The 19,750-nt window shown below is 38.6% G+C and carries 13 protein-coding genes and 1 pseudogene; 3 read left to right on the top strand and 11 right to left on the bottom strand.

Annotated features, from left to right (window positions below):
* Positions 1–15: 15 nt before the first annotated feature.
* Entirely contained in the window at positions 16–429 is a 414-nt protein-coding gene (locus AC2JBO_RS03510) for a hypothetical protein (protein WP_496952235.1), read from the bottom strand.
* Positions 430–694: 265 nt separating this feature from the next.
* Between AC2JBO_RS03510 and AC2JBO_RS03505 the strand changes: the two genes are divergently transcribed.
* From AC2JBO_RS03505 to AC2JBO_RS03495, 3 genes are all read left to right on the top strand, one after another.
* Positions 695–1,051: an element excision factor XisH family protein gene (locus AC2JBO_RS03505; RefSeq protein WP_496952234.1), complete on the top strand. Its 357-nt coding sequence runs from the start codon at positions 695–697 to the stop codon at positions 1,049–1,051.
* The gene (locus AC2JBO_RS03500; protein WP_496952233.1) at positions 1,039–1,374 is read left to right on the top strand and encodes a XisI protein; all 336 of its coding nucleotides are present in this window, start codon (positions 1,039–1,041) and stop codon (positions 1,372–1,374) included. Before AC2JBO_RS03505 ends, AC2JBO_RS03500 begins: the two co-directional genes overlap by 13 nt.
* A 635-nt stretch (positions 1,375–2,009) precedes the next feature.
* Positions 2,010–2,798, top strand: coding sequence for a DUF4058 family protein (locus tag AC2JBO_RS03495; protein ID WP_496952232.1), 789 nt, complete (start codon positions 2,010–2,012; stop codon positions 2,796–2,798).
* 428 nt (positions 2,799–3,226) lie between these two features.
* Here the strand turns inward: AC2JBO_RS03495 and AC2JBO_RS03490 are convergent, their stop codons facing one another.
* From AC2JBO_RS03490 to AC2JBO_RS03445, 10 genes and pseudogenes are all read right to left on the bottom strand, one after another.
* Complete coding sequence (locus AC2JBO_RS03490) at positions 3,227–6,940, bottom strand: hybrid sensor histidine kinase/response regulator (RefSeq protein ID WP_496952231.1); 3,714 nt, start codon at positions 6,938–6,940, stop codon at positions 3,227–3,229.
* Between the two features lie 114 nt (positions 6,941–7,054).
* Positions 7,055–10,468 (bottom strand): GAF domain-containing protein, encoded by a 3,414-nt coding sequence (locus AC2JBO_RS03485; RefSeq protein ID WP_496952230.1) that lies wholly within the window; start codon positions 10,466–10,468, stop codon positions 7,055–7,057.
* A gap of 366 nt (positions 10,469–10,834) precedes the next feature.
* On the bottom strand, positions 10,835–11,323 hold the full coding sequence (locus AC2JBO_RS03480) for a chemotaxis protein CheW (RefSeq protein ID WP_496952229.1): 489 nt from the start codon (positions 11,321–11,323) through the stop codon (positions 10,835–10,837).
* A gap of 258 nt (positions 11,324–11,581) precedes the next feature.
* Entirely contained in the window at positions 11,582–11,944 is a 363-nt protein-coding gene (locus AC2JBO_RS03475) for a response regulator transcription factor (RefSeq protein WP_496952228.1), read from the bottom strand.
* A 274-nt stretch (positions 11,945–12,218) separates the two neighbouring features.
* The gene (locus AC2JBO_RS03470) at positions 12,219–13,412 is read right to left on the bottom strand and encodes a response regulator (protein ID WP_496952227.1); all 1,194 of its coding nucleotides are present in this window, start codon (positions 13,410–13,412) and stop codon (positions 12,219–12,221) included.
* Positions 13,413–13,602: 190 nt separating this feature from the next.
* Positions 13,603–14,049: a DUF4388 domain-containing protein gene (locus tag AC2JBO_RS03465; RefSeq protein WP_496952226.1), complete on the bottom strand. Its 447-nt coding sequence runs from the start codon at positions 14,047–14,049 to the stop codon at positions 13,603–13,605.
* A gap of 26 nt (positions 14,050–14,075) precedes the next feature.
* Positions 14,076–14,300 (bottom strand): annotated as a pseudogene (locus AC2JBO_RS03460) (hypothetical protein); the annotation flags it as partial.
* 88 nt (positions 14,301–14,388) lie between these two features.
* A complete protein-coding gene (locus tag AC2JBO_RS03455; protein ID WP_496952225.1) occupies positions 14,389–16,752 on the bottom strand; it encodes a CHASE2 domain-containing protein in 2,364 nt (787 codons plus the stop codon).
* The gene (locus AC2JBO_RS03450; RefSeq protein WP_496952224.1) at positions 16,745–17,968 is read right to left on the bottom strand and encodes a DUF1822 family protein; all 1,224 of its coding nucleotides are present in this window, start codon (positions 17,966–17,968) and stop codon (positions 16,745–16,747) included. The genes AC2JBO_RS03455 and AC2JBO_RS03450 overlap by 8 nt, the downstream gene beginning before the upstream one ends.
* 53 nt (positions 17,969–18,021) lie before the next feature.
* A complete protein-coding gene (locus AC2JBO_RS03445; protein WP_496952223.1) occupies positions 18,022–19,536 on the bottom strand; it encodes a hypothetical protein in 1,515 nt (504 codons plus the stop codon).
* Positions 19,537–19,750: the final 214 nt, after the last annotated feature.

Raw genomic sequence — 19,750 nt, 5'->3', positions numbered from 1 at the left:
AAAATAAACTAATAATTAAGAACAAAGCCTACTACTCCAAGTTTGACTTCCGCGTCCTCTCGCACATTTATTCTGCTCCCCAACCCAAGTAACCTGCCATTTACTTTGAGTACGTTGCATCTCCACTCTTCGACGTATAGCAGCAACAGAATCATCAGCCAAACCTTCCTTAGTCATCAATACTACAGCCGTATCGCGCGTTGGATAGTTAACTTCAACATTTTCTGATTTTCTTCCCTCTGCTTCTTCCGTATCAGCGAATAACTTGACCGCAACTTGATTCGGATTTGAATTAGATAATTGATTTTGGGTAACAAAGTTTTTGACATTCACAACTCGATAACCGGAACGAGCAGAACTTTGAGCAGTTGCAGCAACAGAAACAAGAGTAGTAGCCAACGCTGCCAATATAACTGATTGTTTTAACATAGTAACTCTAATATTTTGTGTTCAATATACAAAACTACATTTCCAATAACAGATTTTTCGGTAACGCAAATATAATATTCACGCTTACTATATTTCGGTAAAAACATGGCAACCAACGCTTCGGCGGCGCCTGACTGCTGAGTGTTTGATTAATGTAGAATATTAGTGGATAATCTTTTAAACATTCTCTTGATAAAACTCAATCATGTCAGCGAAGGATATCTTTCATGAAGCAGTAAGGCGAGCTTTGGAAAAAGAGTAGTGGGTGATTACAGATGACCCGCTGAAATTCAAGTTTGGAAATGTTAACTTTCGGATTGATTTAGCAGCAGATAGAGTTGTTGCAGCAGAGAAAGGAGATGAAAAAATAGCGATTGAGATTAAAAGTTTCTTAAATCCTTCTGCTATAACAGATTTTTATGCAGCTTTAGGGCAGTTTCTAAGTTATCGGCTTGCATTGGCAGAAACTCAACCAGAACGAGTATTATACTTAGCTGTCCCAATTGACACATACAAAACCTTTTTTCAGTTTGATTTTACGCAAATGGCGATAAAACAATATCAGCTATTGCTAATTGTATATGACCCAGCCAATGAGGAGATTGTACAGTGGATAAAGTAGAGAAATATAGAGAGTGCGTAAAAACACTCGTGACTCGTTACGCTAATGATGACTCTTCAGATACAGATGTAGAAGTACAACTGATTTTAGATACTGAACGAGACCATTATCAGTGGATGAATGTTGGTTGGCAAGGTTTTAATCGGATTTATAGAAGTATAATACATTTCGACATTAAAAATGGGAAAATATGGCTTCAGCAGAATTTAACCGAGCAAAACCCAGCAGAAGAATTAGTTGAAATGGGAGTGCCAAGAGAAGATATTGTATTAGGGCTACAACCTGCTTTTAAAAGGCAATACACTGATTATGGTGTTGCTTAAAGTAGCAACGTTACTCAATCATAAAAATGCAATTGCGGAACTAATAATCGTTAGCTTTTTCATAGTAAATCTCACAAACATTACGTGTTAATAGAGTTGTAAGTTCTTATCCTTACTCATCTAAACATTTACATGTTTGGCTTTCCAAGTTTATGCAACAGGCGCCAGTTTTAAATCTCTGGGACTCTCACCTCTGTGCCCTAGAAGTCTCTGTGGTAAGAAACTTTACTGGTGGTTATTGAGGAGTAAACAATTATACGGCGCTTTTTAGTTCTCAAATTATTAAAGCTTAAAGCATACAAGGTGGAGACATCTGGAGCGTAACTATATTGCACATCCTATTCTATAAATTAATAGCAGTTAACGTTGTAGCTTTATATTTGCTGCTCGTTCTATTTGATACTACCGTAGTTTTAACAATTCTTTCCCCACAGTAATAAATATTTTGTTTGCGAAAAATAAGCGTACATACACGCCGTCATCTTCTAGAATGGCGCTTATTAACCGAGGCGCCTGTAGTAATGCTACGACTACTACACATACTTTTGAGGCGCCGTTTAAATTTGGCTCTACGTATTGTACAATAAAATAATGTTTGCTAGCCTGCTTATAGGCAATATACAAGGGAATCAACTATGCCTTCTCCCTTTTCTGGAATGAATCCCTATTTGGAGCATCCATCTTTATGGTCGGGTATTCACCATAGATTGATTACCGCAATTGCCAATGACTTAGCTCCCCACATTCGACCTAAGTACATTGTTGCTGTTGAGGAGCGAGTCTATCAAATCAGTGGAGAGGAATCTCTTTTAATTGGTGTTCCTGATGTCTCAGTACAACGTGTACAAAAGGCAACTAATACTATTGATTCCAGTGTTGCTGTTGCTGCTGCGACTGCACAGCCAATAGAAGCAACAATTCCCATACCAGAAATTTTAACCGAAGGTTATCTAGAAATTCGCTCAGTAGAAACTGGGGAAGTTATTACAACCATTGAGATTCTCTCGCCTAAGAATAAGCTATCAGCCGTTGGGCGCCTACAATACGAAAATAAACGGCAAAGTGTGTTTAGTAGTGGAACTCATTTGGTAGAAATTGACCTACTCCCTCAAGGAAAACCAATGCCAATTTTGAGTCCAAAAGTTGAGAGTAATTATCGCATTTTAGTCAGCAGAAGTGATACTCGTCCAAAAGCAGAATTTTATGCGTTTAATCTTCCAGATAGAATTCCCCAGTTTCCTTTACCCTTACGCTCAGAAGATACAGAACCTGTGGTTGATTTACAAAAGTTAGTGCATGAAATCTATGACCAAGGAGGATACGACCTCAGACTTGATTATAGTAGTCAACCAATTCCCAACTTATCAGAAACGAATGCTGCTTGGGTTGATAAAGTGTTGCGGGAGCAAGGATTAAGGACTTGAAGCAGGAGAGATAGGACTCGGAGTAGCCATATAAATGTGACGAATGCGCTGTTGCTGTAATGCGATGGTTACAAGACAATAATATAGAGGGACGGTTTAAATGGAAATAATATCGATAACACCACATCCATTAACAAAACTCAAGAGTTAGAGGTAACAGGTAAGTCCACAAAGCTATTTAGAAAATTAGAATCAGTCTTAGAAATAAAACTCAGTAAGAATAACTTCAAAAATCCTATTGAGCATAAATCTCAAAAAAATACTTCAATAATTCAAGAGATAATAACTCAACTTTTACCAAATAACCCCAGTATAAATCCCTTTATTCCTCTATCTACCGTTACAAACAAAAGAATAAACCATCCGTTACATCCGTTTATAATCCGTTGCCATTACTGCACAGGCGGGGACGCCTGTGCCACGGGGTGTTAAACTTTGACGAATAAGTGTGTTAAACCTTCGACGTTATTATCGATTAAGCCATCAACTGTAGCAATGAACTCATGCTCTAAATATGGTTTAGTCATATAAGCAGTGGCGCCTAATGCTTCGGCTAATTTACGGTGTTTTTCTGCACTACGTGATGTCAAAATAATTACTGGTTTTTCAGATAAAGTAGTGTTTTGACGGACATTTGAAAGTAGTTCAAAGCCGTTCATACGTGGCATTTCTAAGTCTGAAACAACTAGTTCGATTTCGGGATGACGCTGTAGTTGTTCTACTGCTTCGATACCGTTTTGAGCCTGTACAACCTGATAACCAGCTTTTTGTAAGGTTAAAGATAATGTTTGCCGTAAACTAATCGCGTCATCAACGACTAATACTACTTTTTTCTTCTTGCTACTCGTTGGTTTTGCTTGAGGTAAAATCTTGGCGCCTCCAAAAGACTTAGAATCTTCGTTTGAAGGAGCAAGCATTGGTACTGATGATGTTGTTGCTGACATCGGCAAAGCTTTTTTCTTCGTAGATAAAGATGCTGATAATGACACCACATCTAACGATGCTTGCATTTCACTCGTTTCTAAAAGTAATGAACCATCAATTACCAATACAAGATTACCATTGGCAAGACTCGAACAGCCATAGATAAATTTTGGAGGGGCAATAGTTGGATTTAAAGGACGAATTACAAGCTCTTGCTCACCAATAATTTGGTCAACTTCTAAGGCAAATATATCTTGATTGCGCCGCAGCACCAATACTGGGTTTGCCACTTCTTCACGCTCTTGAACTATAGTACCGTGCTTAAAGTCGGTGCCGCTTCTAAATGAACCATTATAGTACAAGTAGTCAGATAAGTTACGCAAGCCTACCATGCGCTCCAAATTACCAGTATTCCAATGCAGAACTTTTCTGCCTTCAAATTCTTTGATTTGGTCGCTTGATGGCAGCAAGATTTTTTCAATACTATCTAACAGTAAGGCATACACCGCACCTCCTGCTTGAACAATCATTAACTGGTCGGTAGTCATAGAAAATGGTAATTTGAGTACGAACGTTGTTCCTTGGTTGGGGAGAGAATAAATTGATATTGAACCATTGAGAGCTTTTAACTGGGTTTGAACTATATCCAAACCTATACCACGTCCAGAAATTTCGCTAACTTGACCAGCCGTTGAAAACCCAGGAGAAAATAACAGTTCTAATAGCTCTTCCTCGGTAGGATAAATCGTGTTAGAAATTAAACCAAGGTCAACACCTTTAGAGCGAATCTTCTCGAAGTTTAACCCCTGACCATCGTCTTTGACTTCAATAACTGTTTGGCTACCTTGGTGATATGCCCGAATTTCAATCACCCCAATTTCAAACTTGCCTCTTTGTTGTCTTATCTCCGGCGCCTCAATACCGTGGTCAAATGCATTGCGTACTAAATGTAACAACGGGTCATAGAGCTTTTCAGAAATCGCTTTATCAACTAGTACTTGAGTTCCACTGAGTTTAACATCAACTTTCTTTCCGTAAACATTCCCCAAGTTGCCTACTAATTGAGGGAAGCGATTTAAGATATTTGCCAGTGGTGCCATTCGAGCTTCTACAATATTATCAATGATATTAATCGTTAAATTTTGATTTCTATCATGAACTTGTGTCGATTGACGTAGTATAAAATCAAGTGACTCTGCTATTTCTTGTAATTGCAGCGTCTCTTCTTGTGCTGTATGCAGCGTCATATAAAATTCGCTGTAGTCATCCATTTCCAGCGAATCAAAATCTATAGATTCTACCTTCTTTGTCGTCGCTTGGTTTTTATGCGACTGCATCTGAAGCGGTAAATCACGTAGTTCGTTTATTGTTGCTTGATGTCTTTGAATATGTTGAGATAATTGCTCAATAATCTGTTGTAGTTGTTCATCTTGCAATGTTCGACGTTTTTGATAAATTAACAGTTCTCCCGCAAGATAGTTAAGACGTTGCAGTCCATCCACATCAACTCTTACAAATGAACGTTGACGAAGATTATTATTGTTTGTAGATTGTGATTTTGGCTTGTCAGTTTGCTGTACACTAACATTATTCTCTGCACTGACAAGATTTCTTACTGTATCACTAACCGTATCGTCAATTTCATATTCTTCTGCTTGTAACTTTGTGTTAGCATCTGAATCAATGCTAGTAACAAATCCCTCTTGATAAAAGTTAGTATCTTGAATCGCGGTTTCAGCAACATTACTACCAAACGTGGCGGTAATTTCATCACCCCATATAGCTTCAATACCGCTTTGAGTTGCTTCAACAGGCGCCGTAGATAACTCTTTAATCTCAAGTAAAGTTTGTAACTTGGGGCTGTCGCTCCAATTTTTTTCAGCAGCAGTAACAGGAGGATGATTTTTATAATCTTGTGCGAGTTGCTTGATTCGACTTTGGATAAATTCAATAATAGGTGAACCAGTGTCTACAAGAGCGTATCTAAATTTAGCAACGCTAAGTAAAACGTTCATAATTATCCCTTGACGATATATTGATAAACTTGGGGTATCATTTTTATCGTATAAAAACAGCCAAAACTCACTCAACCAGTTTTCAATATAATCAACAACATTATCTACTCCTTTTTTAGGAATTAATAGAGATAAAGTCAATTCTTTTTCAGAAATATTTAATTCGTGATTAAACCATCCCAGAATATAGCGAATTATTTTTAAATAGAATTTAGCAGTTGCAGGTTTTAAAGGTTCTTCTTGAGATGAATCTGGATTTGTGATAAAACTATATAGTTTTTCTACTTCGCTTCTAAGGGAATATGATTCTTTCGATGAAGCTGTAACTCGGCTTGTTTCTTCAAATTTATCTTGTATTTGTATAGCTTCCCCCCTTTCTTGGATATCTACTTGGTTATCTACATTAGAACACGATGTACCTTGAGATAACTGTAGTAATGCAGTTGAGGGTTCACCCCCACGTGTACGGTCTCCTGCTAACACCGATGTGCGCGCTTGCTGTAAATTTTCTGAACTCGCTTTAGCAATGAAGAGAGCATTTCTAGGGTTTACATCTAATGCAGTTACAATTGTTTGGGCAATAGCACCAAACCCAGGTAAATTTAAAGATTCTGCCAACCCTAAAAACACTTCAGCTTGAGAGCGTAAAAACTCCGCCAGTTCTTGATTATCAGGTGGCGCCTCCAATATTTTAGCAATACTATCGATACGTTGCGAAACACCCGTCTCAAATATTGATAAAACAATATCAAACCCCAACTCTTCCGAAGTGGGTATATAAACCTCGGCACCAAAAGCATCACCGAGTTTTTCTTGCAACTGAGCAAACACTGAAGCCGCACGTTGAAGAATATCGTCGTTATCAACAGTAGTTTTAGTGATTTGAGCAGTTACAGGCAACTGCAAGCACTCATATGCCTGAAATAATAACGTTTGCAACTGTGCATCAATTGGCACATCAGGATTATAAAGTGCCTTAAAAATATCTTCAAGCGAGTGAGCAACCTTATTAATAACATCGAGTCCAACATTCGCGGCACCACCCTTAAGTGTGTGAGTCGCGCGCATCAAGTTATGAACTTTAGCAGTGCTGTAATCATCAGCCAAACTAAAAAGTTCTTCCTCAATCGTCTGTAATAACTCTGGAGCTTCGGTTAAAAAGTAAATATAACCCTGCTCTCTAATAGAAGCATCTGTAATCATATGTAGGGTGCGTGACGCTATAACAATCGCGAAATAAAACTAATAAACCAGTAGCGTCACGCACCTTACAAGAAGCGAAAGTAATATGCGTGACTTACTAATAGAACTCCTAACTTAGTGTACTTTAAACTTGCTAGCACTAGACAACAACTCTTGCGCCATTTCAGAAAGTTGATTAAAGACCGTAGTAATATTACTTGCCTCCGCTGAAGTCTTATTTGCAATTTTGGCTACATCTTTCATCGAAGCTGTTACTGATACAGATTGCAACATCTGCCCTTGTGTCGCATCAGTAATTTGTTGCAATAGCTTACTAATTTCAGCAGTTGCTACCACAATTGCATTCAAACTCAACCGGGTTTGGTTAACAAGGTTTGTACCTTCGACTACCTGTTGAATACCAGTTTCCATTGCAACCGCAACTTCACCTGTTTCTTCTTGAATTTCTTGCACGAGTTTCTCGATTTCAATCGTTGCTGCAGCTGACTGACGCGACAACGAGCGTACTTCGTCCGCAACTACCGCAAATCCTTTACCGTATTCTCCCGCGCGTGTTGCTTCAATTGCTGCATTCAGCGCAAGTACGTTGGTTTGAGTCGCGAAGTTACTAATCAGGTTCACAACTTTGGAAATTTTCTGCGAAGATTCAGAAAGACGCTTAATTTTTTTACTCGTTTGAGAAACTGTCTCGCGAATTCCTTGAATCGCTTCTACCGTCAGGTTCATCGCTGCGTCACCCGATTCTACGGTTTGGTTAGCTTGCTGTACTGCTACTTGTACTAATTCAGCGTTACCCACAACTGCTTGCGTCGAATCTACCATTTGCTGAATTTCACCCAAAGCTTCGTTTAGTTCTTTGGATTGCTGTTGTGCTAAATTTGTCAGTCCCGACAACGATGCACTACTTTGACTCGAAGTTGACGCGACTTGTTGCGCTGCTGCTTGTACTTGAACGACGATTTGACGTAGTGCTTGCAGAGTATTATTATATGCATCTGCAATTGTACCAAGCTCATCTTCACTGATTGGCGCCCGTACCGTTAAGTCCCCGTTTAATGCTGGACGAACGGCAGAAAGAAGTTGCATGGCACCTTTTTGTAGATATTCCTTGGCTTCTTTTTCACGTTCTACAGCTTCGGCAACTCGTGTTGATTGTGCTTGGAGTTGCTGTAAATACTCTGCTTGCTGCAATGCAACACCTAGCTGGTCACTAACCCGCAGCAACAAGTTAACTTCTGTTTCCTCCCACTCTCGTGTACCGCTATTTTGATACGCAGCGAGTAATCCCCACAGATTATCTTTTTGGAAAATTGGTACAATTACATACGCACGCGCTTGATAATGTTCCAATATTTCAATATGACAATCAGCATGACCCACTGCGTATATGTCATTGACAATAAAGTACTCACGGTTACGATATCGTCCACCCTGAGTTTCCTGCAAATAGGTATCTGCCCAAACTTGTCTGTAGTTAGATCCAACTAAACGCACCCAGTTACCATTAACTGACTCCGCGACAAACTCACCACTCCAGTCAGGTTTGAATTGGAAAACAGCAACTCGGTCTGCATTTAGCAAAGAACGAATCTCTTTAGTAGTTGTACTGAAAATAGAGTCAACATCAAGCAACTGGCGAATTTTGTCAATAATTGTAGTCACAGAAGAATCTAACTGGGCTAATTTTTCCGCTTTTTGCAATTGTTGCTGCAATTTCTCGAATGTTTCAGCTTGTTGGATTGCTGCTCCCAAAAGTGCAGCAACTTGCTCCATCATCGTAACTTCAAACGCTTCCCATGTACGAGGCGCCGAGTGTTGGTAGCTTGCTAAAAATGCCCAAAGTTTATTTTCTCTGAAAATAGGAACCGTGAGATAAGCTTTGGCTTCAAATTGATCCAAAAGTTCCATATAGCAGGGTGGGAAACCTGCTTCTTTAACATTGTTGACAACAAAAGTTGTTTTTTGCTTATAGCGACCACCTTGACTATCTTGCAAATGAGTGTCTTTATTTTTATAGACATTAGCAAGATTGCGTATCGAGTCACAGTGACCGTTCTCTTTTAACAGTGCTTGGTCAATTTCTGGTTTACTTCTAAAAGGAATCAAACCTTTAGCGATTGATTCGACAATAAATTCACCGCTCCAATCAGCGTTAAAACGATAAACGACTGTTCGGTCTGCCTTTAACAAGCGACGAACATCCACAACCGTAGTTTGAAGAATACTGTCGAATAGTGAGGTATCTGTAACACTTGCCATCAAAGCTTCGCCGATTTTACGATTTAAAGCAATCAAGCTTTGTTGACTTTCAGCAGTATGCGCGAGTTGTTTGGACTGTTCTTGTGTTTGTTGCAGCGTCTCAACTTGCACTACCGCAACGCCAAAATTTGCCGCAAATTGAGCTAGTAATTTAACTTCCCACTCATGCCAAGAGCGAGTAGTAGAGTTTTGATAAGCTGCTAGTAATCCCCACAGTTTATTTTCTGCAAATATAGGAACTGTTGCGTATGCTTTAATTCCAACTTGTTCGAGAATCTCAACGTGACAGGGTGCATGACCCATTTTATAGATGTCGTCAACGATCAAGTTCTCATGGCGCCTATAACGTCCACCTTGGGTTTCTTGGAGATGAGTATCTTCCCAAACGGTTTTGATATCATTCCCAACTAAACGCATCCAACCACCAGCAACTGATTCAGCGACAAACTCACCACTCCAGTCGGGGTTAAAGCGATAAATAGCGACTCTATCGCATTGGAGCATTTGGCGAATTTCTTGCGTAGAACTTTGAAAAATTCGGTCTAGACTTGACGTGCGTTGAATTTTATCAATAACTTTAACGAAGAACTGATGCTCTTCTTCTTGGCGTTTAAGTTGCTTTTGATACTCAAAGCCAACTAGTTTACTCTTAGATTCGGCGCAAAGCTGTGAAAGTAAGGTAATTTCTGATTCTTGCCAAGAGCGTGCGGTTGCACAACTGTGAGCTACAACTAAACCCCAAACCTTTCCTTCAATAACAACAGGTAAACTTAAACTCGATTTAACTTGGAATTTGTTGAGCAACTGCATCTGATAAGCTCTCAACTCAACTAAATTATCCTCAACTTGAATAATTACAGGTTCCAAATATTCTGTGCTTGTTTCCAAACCAAACAAAATAGCAGGTAAAGCTTCATCATGAGCAGGTGTCCATTTATTACTTCTAGATTCAGCAACAACAACTCCAGAATCCTCGGAATTAAAACAGTAAACAAGAACACGGTCACATTCTAGTTTTTCCCGGATTTCTTGCACAAGAGTTGTAGTTAGAGCATTAATATCCTCTGCTTGATTTATTGCCGATGTTATACGCGCGAACATATGGCGCCACATCTTGAATTGTTGTTCAGGACTATCAACACTAGAGCTATAATGTGGCGCCAATTCCGCTACATCATGGTTAGAAAGTGTTTTCATGGCATTATCTGCGTTATTTACTTCAGTTTGTTCAGCAGAACTATGTCCATTTCCTTGATACACACTTGTCATAATAAAAGCACCTACAAATTATTAATTTTCAATCGTTGGGAAGTAGGGTGCGTGAAGGTAGCCCTGTCAAGGTGAGCATGAGTACTACCCATTTATAAGGGTTTTAGCCTTTCACTGATTAAAATTTGAAAGCAAAAAACAAAATTTGCGCTCAATTTTATATTTCAGGGTTGGGGGTACAACGTAAAAATAAGGCTTCCAGCTAGTACGCAAGTGGTACACCTTGACAGGGCTAGGTGCGTGAAGGCTACCAACAATTCTGAAACGAAGCTCGCATCAGGTGCCTTCACGCACCTTACTCTGGTGCGGTGCATGACGCTACTAGTTCATCAGTTTTGTTCCGTGATTGTTATGGCGTCACGCACCCTACTTATGAATATTCCACATTGAGGATTCAATGATAGCCATCGCATCTAAACTAATAATCATTTGCTCATTTGCATCAATGAAATAGCCAGATAGGAAAGGAGCGATTTTTCGTGAAAATAAATCAAGGTTGGCTGGTTTTAAAGAACCCGTGTCAAGCGATTCAATATCCATCAACTGACGAACTAAAAGTCCTAAATATTTTCCTTCGTTATTAACTACAACCGCCATCATTTTAGAAGCAATGTTATGACTTCTGGATAATGGCTCATAGCCTAACATACCTTCGATATCTATAAGCCATAGCATTTCACCACGCCAATTATAAATACCAGCAACACAGCTAGGCATTTGTGGCACACCACATATTTCTAAAGGAGATACTTGTAATACTTCTGTAATATTTGATAAAGAAATTACAGCCGTATCTTTCTCACCTAAATGAAAAGTTAAGAATTTTTCTTCTTCTAGTAGTTTAGTTTCTAACACCACTAATCCTTCACTATATATCTATCAAATCGATAATTTGTTCCAACTCAAAAGCAAAGCTCGGAAGGAAAGAAGCTTCTATCCGGACTTGGCGCGAAGTATTACGTCTTCACATTATACTGCAAACGAGTAGAATATAAACTTTCTCATGCTGGGAACGCAGTGTAGTGAAGCATCTTAGAGATTCTTCGCTTCTAGGAGAATGACAGTTCTTACCCGTTTATAGTATAAAGACTTTTGACACAAAAAGTAAATAAACTACTTGACAAATTGCTTTAGGGTTCCTGTCAGTTCTTCCTGGTCAATTGGCTTAGAAATATAAGCGTCGGCGCCAAGCATTGTACCCCACATCTTATCAACCTCGCTATTTTTAGTTGAACAAAAGACAACAGGAATGCCGCTAGTATTAGGATTATTTTTCAACTCTCTACAAATTTCGTAACCGCTTTTACCTGGCAATATAACATCAAGAAAAATTAAATCTGGTTTATTAATATTTAACTTTTCTTGCGCTTCTTCGCTACTTTTGGCGCTAATTACAGAAAAGCCTGCCTGTTGTAAGTATCGGCAAAGAATCTCCATATCGGTTAAGCCGTCTTCAACAACTAAAACAGTACTCATTGGCAATCACCTGTAGTTTTCAAAAAAACAAAAAATTATGACTCTATTTAGAATAGCTTTGTGTAAAATCTAAAAGAAACACAGCTAACTATCGAAAACAAATTTATACGCGCGCAATATCTAAATCAAGATAAAAAATAAAAAATATCTAAACTCAGTATTTCGCAATTGTCTTTATTCTAATTGTGACGCATCACTTCATAAATTGGCTCAGTAAAACCACGTATTAACTCACATACTATAGATAGTTTATAGCTAGTTTCTGTTAACTAGTTTACTGTTGTGTTGTTGACGCAGGTTGCAATCCATTATTACCAGAAGCAGCGTGTACATACTTACGTACAACAGCCATAACTTTATCTGCTGCCACAGGCTTACTAATAAAGTCTGTTGAACCAACAACCTTCGCGCGTACTCTATCCAAAAGGCCATCGCTGCCAGTTAGAATGATTATAGGTGTATGGGCAAAAACTGAGACTCTACGCAATTGAGCGCAAATCTCATAACCACTAGCCACAGGCATAACCAAATCTAAGAAAACGAGGTCGGGTTTATGTTCGATTAAAATTGGTAAAGCTTGTAAAGGGTCTTGAATTTTTACAAACCGAAACCCACTTGGCACCAGAATCTGCTCAAGCATTTGACATACTTGGGGACTATCATCCACACAAGCAATCAATGGACTAGAAGATGCTTTGGTTGCCTTTGAGTTTGGTGAGCGTTCGCTAATTTTGAGGGGTAAGTCAGGTACTTCTATCAGCTCAACAAATCCCTTAAGTACGTAAGGAAGTAACGAGCGACTCACAGGCATTACAGTTTGTTTCATTTTGAACGCTAAATCCCGGAGGGTATATTTACCGTTCATATACGTTACAAAATTCTTGTAAACCCCTGGACTAACAGAAGATTCAAGTTGCTCTGGTCTTCGTAAAATCGGCGCACTGTCAGGATAAAAATAAGCCAATCCTGCATCCGACCAACTTTTCCACGAGTCCTGCATGAACTTTAACGACATATCTGCACTTGTGAAACTCATTGGCGTTTCCAAAATTACATCTTGGTTACGGTCGCTAGTAATAGGAGTGAAATTAGCTTGCTGTGCGAGGTCAAATAACAATTCCCCAATCGTGCTTTCGACAATTGAGTTGATTTGTTCGCGTTTAATTTTTTGCTTTTCGTGTAAAACTTCTAGTAAGCGATAATCCCAGTAGTCGATTTGCGCGTCCTCAGCACGTAATTGGATTTTATCAACATCGATCTCCGGACAATACTGTGCCATATGTCGGCGCCAGCGTCGAAACGGATGTGTTCCACCTGTTGCCCAGACTATTCTTCCCAGGCGATAGAAGAAAGTCCATCGATGTCCCTTGTTCGTTTTGATGTCTAACTTGCCGCTGTACTGTAATAAAGTACAAGTTTTAAATTCATCAAGTAAATTACTTGATACCATCATTTCCGGATGGACCATCTTTTATTTCCTTCCAATTCAATCAATCCACGCTTTAAATTGTTTAGGGCTATCTAGAGACAGATGTAATCACCTTTCGTTAGATGCACCAATTACTTATATAGTCTATACTAATGAATGATTACCCTAATCAAATCAGTGTAAATCCTGATTTTGATTCTGAAGATATCTTGTAGAGGATCTATAGTTATCATTCGGTCGCAGGTATACTAATACCCGTCATTTCAGCATATGGTAAAGAGACTTGTGAGTTTAATTCAAACTGAGCATCATTGAGTTGAAACAACGGACAAACTTGTGATGTTATTTGCGAGCGGAATAATAAAGTTAGTTGTTCAGCTTGGAGTAAATCTTGAGACCTCAAGCACAAACCCATCGCTATATTACCTGGAGACGATTGAAATGCTTTAAATGCTCTGTCTGTTGACATCCAACCTCGTTGAGCAATCAAGGAAATTAAACCTTGATTTTCGAGGTTATCCGCAGCTGCAATAATACGCCCTTGCTGTAACCAAATATGAGATGTTTTATCATTGTCAAGACTACGAATTGTAAGTAGTCCAGATTTATAACTATCGTGTATAAATTGGAATAGCTCGGGCAAATAAAATTTGGATAAGTAACCAACAAAAGCCATATATATCCTTTGGTAATTCAACAGAAGCCAGGTTTTGAAGCTAGCACGTCTAACGGTAGCTCTTGACCTGTTAGCCCCAAATCATCTGCTAACTTTTTACCACAGGCACGACCAGCAGTAGTCAATGCGATTGCTGTAGCTTTCTCTCCCAGCGCTTCTTCCATCCCAACGATAGCCGCCTTAAAGCAAACTATACTAGAAAAATCTCCTGTTGGCGCTGCATAATCTTTATTGGTGGTTTTACCCTGAATGTATAATTCCGATTATGCTTGTCCAAGGATGTAACGCCAACAGAATTTATACGTATACTTTGTCTACTATAGTTTTTATTTAACAAAATTAACTACGTATAATCTCTATATACTCATTAGTTTTAACGACAAAATAGGGTAGTAACAACGTCACATTAGGCGCCACAATTGGTATCCAACCGCCAAAACTCAAAATAATCCAACATATTGCATATAACCCTATAGTTGATGTAGCAAGAGCTATAGCTTGATAAATACCTTTCACTCGCCAAACAATAATACTTCCCGTAGATGCCCAGAAAAACACCCATAAAAACTCTTTCCACTTTGGCATCCACCATAACAGCGGACGATGATCAGAAGCTGTACTAAGGAGTTGGCTGACTACATGCGCGTGTATATATATTGAGCGCATTTCTCCATAGGGTGTGTAATGGGGGTCTTTGACACTAGAAGCAGTAACACCAATTAATACCACACGGTCTTTCACCCACGCTGCATCAAAGTCCTCTGGGTTAGCATTAATGACATCGCGTATGGTTACTTGTTGAGCAATTTTTTGAGGATTTAGTGTATTGCGGTAGTTAATGAGAAGTTGATTGCCTTTATCATCAATATTATGATAATTTCCACTATTGAAAAGCAAGCGCTGTAAAGTTGTTTTGTTAATTTGCCAAGTATCATTTACGACATTTACAGGAATTTTGTGTTTGTTGAGATAACGGTATACAAGTTGGAAAGCAAGCGAATATTTTGTTTGGCAGGGAGAAGGTTGACTAATTGGATTATCACTGCGTGACAGTAAATAGCGTCTAGTAATTTGGGTATTATAAAGAAAATTATCAGAGTATAAATCAACGAATCCAGTTTGCTCGATGTTGGTCTGTGGTGGAGGTGCGATTACATTTTCTTTGTCGCTGTTAAATGCACACACTGTAATCAAATTTGGGTTATCTTGTAAGGCTTTTACAAATTTTTGGTATCCTATAAGGTCATTTTTTGGAGTTGGGACATCGCGGACAATATTTAACCCAATAGCTGCGGGTTGATATTGCTTGAGTTTGTTTACTAGTTGTGCAATCGTATAATCAGGAAGGGGATACCCGTAAGTCCGAATATCTTTTTCATCTGCACCTACAATTAATAAGCGTTTATCTGGTGGTTCAAGGGGACGGTTTTGCATTAAATAATCAAATGCTAATAGTTCCCAAGCTTGAAATATTCCGGTAGCGCGCGCTGCCATCAACACGCTAGTCACTATTAAGCTGAGTGCAAAAGTACGCTTGAGATTGAGTTTAAACTTAAGTACAGGTTTAGGGGGGCGCCTTTGAGTAATTTGGCGACCTTGTAATGAGTTCCAAGTTGGCGAAATTTCCGCTGGGTTTTGGAAGACAACAGGTAGCCAACTTGCACAGGGAAAATCACTCTCTAATGCTTGCAACTTTTCGCGCGCGTAACGTACAGAGAGATAAAATGATTCATAAGAAGCAAAGTTATTTAAAAAGTGTTTAAGAAATTCCTGCGCGACTTTATCAGGTACAGGTTCACGCATTATAATAATTTGAGGTATATTTAAATCCTGAAGTTGCTCTACCAAACCTAACCCATCACATGAATTGATAATTGCTATTTTTAATCCATTTGCTACAGCTTTTTTTAATGCATTTTTTAATTTTAGTATAGATAAAGAAAGCTGGGGACTTACACAAATTTCTCCAGCATTGAATTGATTTTTACTATGTCCAGCAAAGAATAAAATATCCCATCCCTGTTTATTCCATAAATATTCATCTAATTGCTGACGAGTTGGTTGGGTTAAAAAAACAGTCTTTGACGATGGTAGCTGTGCGAGTATTTTTCTGTCGCTTTCTATATCTATGTTTGAACTGGCGCCTAAAATTGCTAATATTCTAACTTGATGAGCGTGAGTATCAATATATTGACTTGGTTCAAAATCAATAGTACTCAACCCTAACTCAGCGCGCGGGTAATTCTGAAAAAAGTGCCAACTATTCCAAGGTAATTTACGTATAATATTATCTTCAGTTTGAATTATAAACCTTATTTCTTCGCTAGTATTTAGCTGGATGTGTAATTGCTGCTCTATTTTACGAAAACCGTCAGATGCCAGCCAAATATTAATTTGCCCTTCTAAATTATTACATATATCAGAAAAATCGACATCAGATATATTAGTAACATCAGTCTCATCAATCTTTATATCATTATCTTGCGAGTTTCGTAAATTATTATTAATGGTGCGCGCTTCATAAATTAGTTTATATAGCAATTGCCAACGCTGAGTCAGTTCAAAAATTTCAGGAGCAGGTGGTAAACTTCCTTGAGTGAAAGAACGTTGAAAATCTGCTTCGTTTTGAATTTGTATTGTTACAAAGGGAAATCCTGAATGTAAGTTACCTTTCCCCAAGTTTAAGATAACTAACTTAGCCATAATTTGTAGTTAACGGTTCAATGACAAAATCTTCAGTCAAGCTAAAACTATTCATAGCAACGCGAATGCGAAACGCTGTACCTTGAGGACAAGTAAACCTTTTTAATCGAATAAAATTATCTTGTACACGCGAGCTACATTCTTGTAAATTAGTTCCACTTATAGAAAGAAGCGCTAATTTAACATTTGGAGGAAGATACGTATCTCCATTTACAGCATGTAACTGTACACGAACAGCAACTTCATCCGCAACTGGTATAACCCCAACAAGCAAAGCAACAGATTTATTAAGAAGTTCTATTTCTAAATCAATAAGCTTAACTCCAGCAACCGAAAAATCACGAATAGCATATTCACACTGACGAAAATTAAAAGCAAATCTTGATTCTATATTCAAAATATTATCTAAAGATTGCCAAGCTGTATCAAAAATATTATTTAGCCATTGGTTAAGATTATTTGTACTGGAGGCAAAATTATTAAATCGACGTATATATAATTGTCTACGTAAGACATCATTTGCAAGCATAGCACCCCATTGAGTAAACGGAATATCCACACGCAAACGCGGAGAAATAATTTCTTTGTTCCCTAATATATTAAGTAAATTATTAGCCTCATCGGTAGAAAGAGACGGTAATTCAGGAATTTTCGCACGCATTTGCATCTCCCAAGTAACATCCATCACCGTCATACTTTGAATAAGCTCATCTACAGCCAAATTATAAACACGTTCCGTATCGTTAAAGCTAGCAAACTGTTTAATTTGTCGATGCGTCGCAAAACCCTCTACCTTCATCATAGACACCGAACCAACCGCTTCTAAATCAACAGTTACAGCTAAATAATAATCTCCTACAAAACTAGGAATATCTATCCACTCTTGAGGAACACACAAACAATCAAAATCACTTGTCTCACAAGGAATAATTACTACCCGGCGCCTACCCAAGTCAATAGCACAACCATTAATCACTTCTAAAACTTCAAACAACCCATCTTCACCAGGAAAAATAACAGGTTGCCCTTGTGCAAAAGAATCATTTAAGTAATTTACAAAAGTATACAAACAAACGCGATTAAGATAGGCACCGAACTGTACAACCCGACTAGAATGGCGTTGCGACTTCTCGCGAGCTTCCTGCTGTACCGTACTAGAAATTTCTAAAGATAATTGATTTCTAATTATCCTTTCTAAATCATCATAGTTCCACATTCAGCCCACCATCGATATGGTTTGATGCACAAAATAAAGAATACCATAAAAACCTATTCACAACTCACTTCCACCAACTGCTTCTCACAACTGGACATAATAGTTTCATGAATATTTTTATACCGCTTAGTCAACCAAACGCATAAAAACTTCCTAATTAAAACATCAAGCTCAGACAGCAGAATAACCTCTAACTCACACTGTGCCTGATAAATTAAACCATCAACAGCCTCAGAACTAACACCCAAACGGGCGCCAACCACCTCAACATCTAACCTTTGTGCATAATAAAAACTCAGTAAATCCCGAAACTCTGGCTTCAATCTTTTTATCCCAGCAACCAAAGCCGTATGTATCAAATCTGAATTATCAGGAGTTTCATAATTACAATATAACCAACTTGTAATATATTGCTTCACCCACTGTGGAGGTTGTTTAACTGTAACAATAGCCTGAACTAACCTGCGCTCGATAGTTTGAAGGCGCCGAGCAATAGCACCCTGAGTCACACCAAACTTCGCAGCAATTTGGTTTTGATTCCATCCCACAGTGTAGTACATATAAATTATTTTTTGCTGCTCGGAATTAAACTTGAGTAACTCCTGAAGCAATATAGTATCAGTCTGCCTCCACAAACTACTTATATAGCTCGTCATCTCATACACATCACTTCCACTTGCCTCAACTTCATGTCCTTGTGCGTGCATAGCTTCCAGCGACACACTTGGTGTAATAGACTTTGGATAATTCTGTAACGCCGAAATACATAGTTCCATCCACCTTTCCACCTCTTCCCCACAAACTTCTGCACCAACTGCAACTTGATGAGGCGCCAATTTAAGCAGCTTTTGAGAATTATAAACCCGTGCAGCTTCCCCAAAATCAATAACATCAGGGTCAACCCAGCGTTTCTGAGTTTGAATAGCAGGGTTTTGAATCTTGTTAACTTGATAAACCTGCTTAAAAAACTTGCGAGCAAACAAAAATCTTGAAATATCCGGTTCTAACCTTCCATACCTAACTAATGCTTCGCGAAGTTCCTTATCGCTCTTTTTGCATAACAGGCGCCACTTAGAAAACTTAGCAACAGTAGCCTCATCCTTAATAGTTTTCCGTAAAACCTCGGTAATGTAAACATCAAGCGACGAATCACTGGGATTATACTTCGTCAAAATTCCCTGAAACCTGGCAGTATCATAAACCAAACACCGAGCCAAAAAAATATACTCCTCCCAGCATCTATATTTATCCTCCTTCCAAACCAGCGAAGCCGCGCGGTAACAACTTTCTTCACAATACAAGCTCAGATGGCGCCATGCTTCCCGTGCCGAAAAATTATTCAACGCCATATCCAACCAATATTCAACCATACCTCGCTCATCAGAGCTACTCACCAATAAAGCAAAGTCCTCGTACAGCGAGTAATATAAATTGAAATTGCGTTGTAGATGTGGGTCTGCCTGCCAGCGTATTACTTTATGATTGAGTCTATTGTCAATAGCCATGTACATAAAGAAACGGTGGATAGGGCGCCGTTGGTACGGTAGTGCAGGTATGATATTAAACATTTTGACTTGATTGGATAGTGTCACAGACAGTATTAGTTACAGGTTTGTACTTAATAGAACGTATAAATAATACAGTTATAACGCTGTATCCCAAATCATTGCCACATTTGATTAAATCGAGTTAGGACGGGAGCAAAAATTTTGTCATGAGTCCTGTAGTGAAGCATCTCTAAGATTCTAGCCTGCGGCAAATGCTACCCTGTGGGAAAACTAC

This window comes from Calothrix sp. CBUCES-K 9914 (assembly GCF_059640475.1).
Note: the sequence above shows the minus strand (reverse complement) of the source record. Positions and strands in the feature narration are given on the sequence as shown.

What these genes read in the sequence shown, in the direction of transcription:
- AC2JBO_RS03510 (WP_496952235.1), bottom strand. Translation starts at nt 429, where the DNA reads ATGTTAAAACAATCAGTTATATTGGCAGCGTTGGCTACTACTCTTGTT.
- AC2JBO_RS03495 (WP_496952232.1), top strand. Translation starts at nt 2,010, where the DNA reads ATGCCTTCTCCCTTTTCTGGAATGAATCCCTATTTGGAGCATCCATCT.
- AC2JBO_RS03490 (WP_496952231.1), bottom strand. Translation starts at nt 6,940, where the DNA reads ATGATTACAGATGCTTCTATTAGAGAGCAGGGTTATATTTACTTTTTA.
- AC2JBO_RS03485 (WP_496952230.1), bottom strand. Translation starts at nt 10,468, where the DNA reads ATGACAAGTGTGTATCAAGGAAATGGACATAGTTCTGCTGAACAAACT.
- AC2JBO_RS03475 (WP_496952228.1), bottom strand. Translation starts at nt 11,944, where the DNA reads ATGAGTACTGTTTTAGTTGTTGAAGACGGCTTAACCGATATGGAGATT.
- AC2JBO_RS03470 (WP_496952227.1), bottom strand. Translation starts at nt 13,412, where the DNA reads ATGGTCCATCCGGAAATGATGGTATCAAGTAATTTACTTGATGAATTT.
- AC2JBO_RS03465 (WP_496952226.1), bottom strand. Translation starts at nt 14,049, where the DNA reads ATGGCTTTTGTTGGTTACTTATCCAAATTTTATTTGCCCGAGCTATTC.
- AC2JBO_RS03455 (WP_496952225.1), bottom strand. Translation starts at nt 16,752, where the DNA reads ATGGCTAAGTTAGTTATCTTAAACTTGGGGAAAGGTAACTTACATTCA.
- AC2JBO_RS03450 (WP_496952224.1), bottom strand. Translation starts at nt 17,968, where the DNA reads ATGTGGAACTATGATGATTTAGAAAGGATAATTAGAAATCAATTATCT.
- AC2JBO_RS03445 (WP_496952223.1), bottom strand. Translation starts at nt 19,536, where the DNA reads ATGTTTAATATCATACCTGCACTACCGTACCAACGGCGCCCTATCCAC.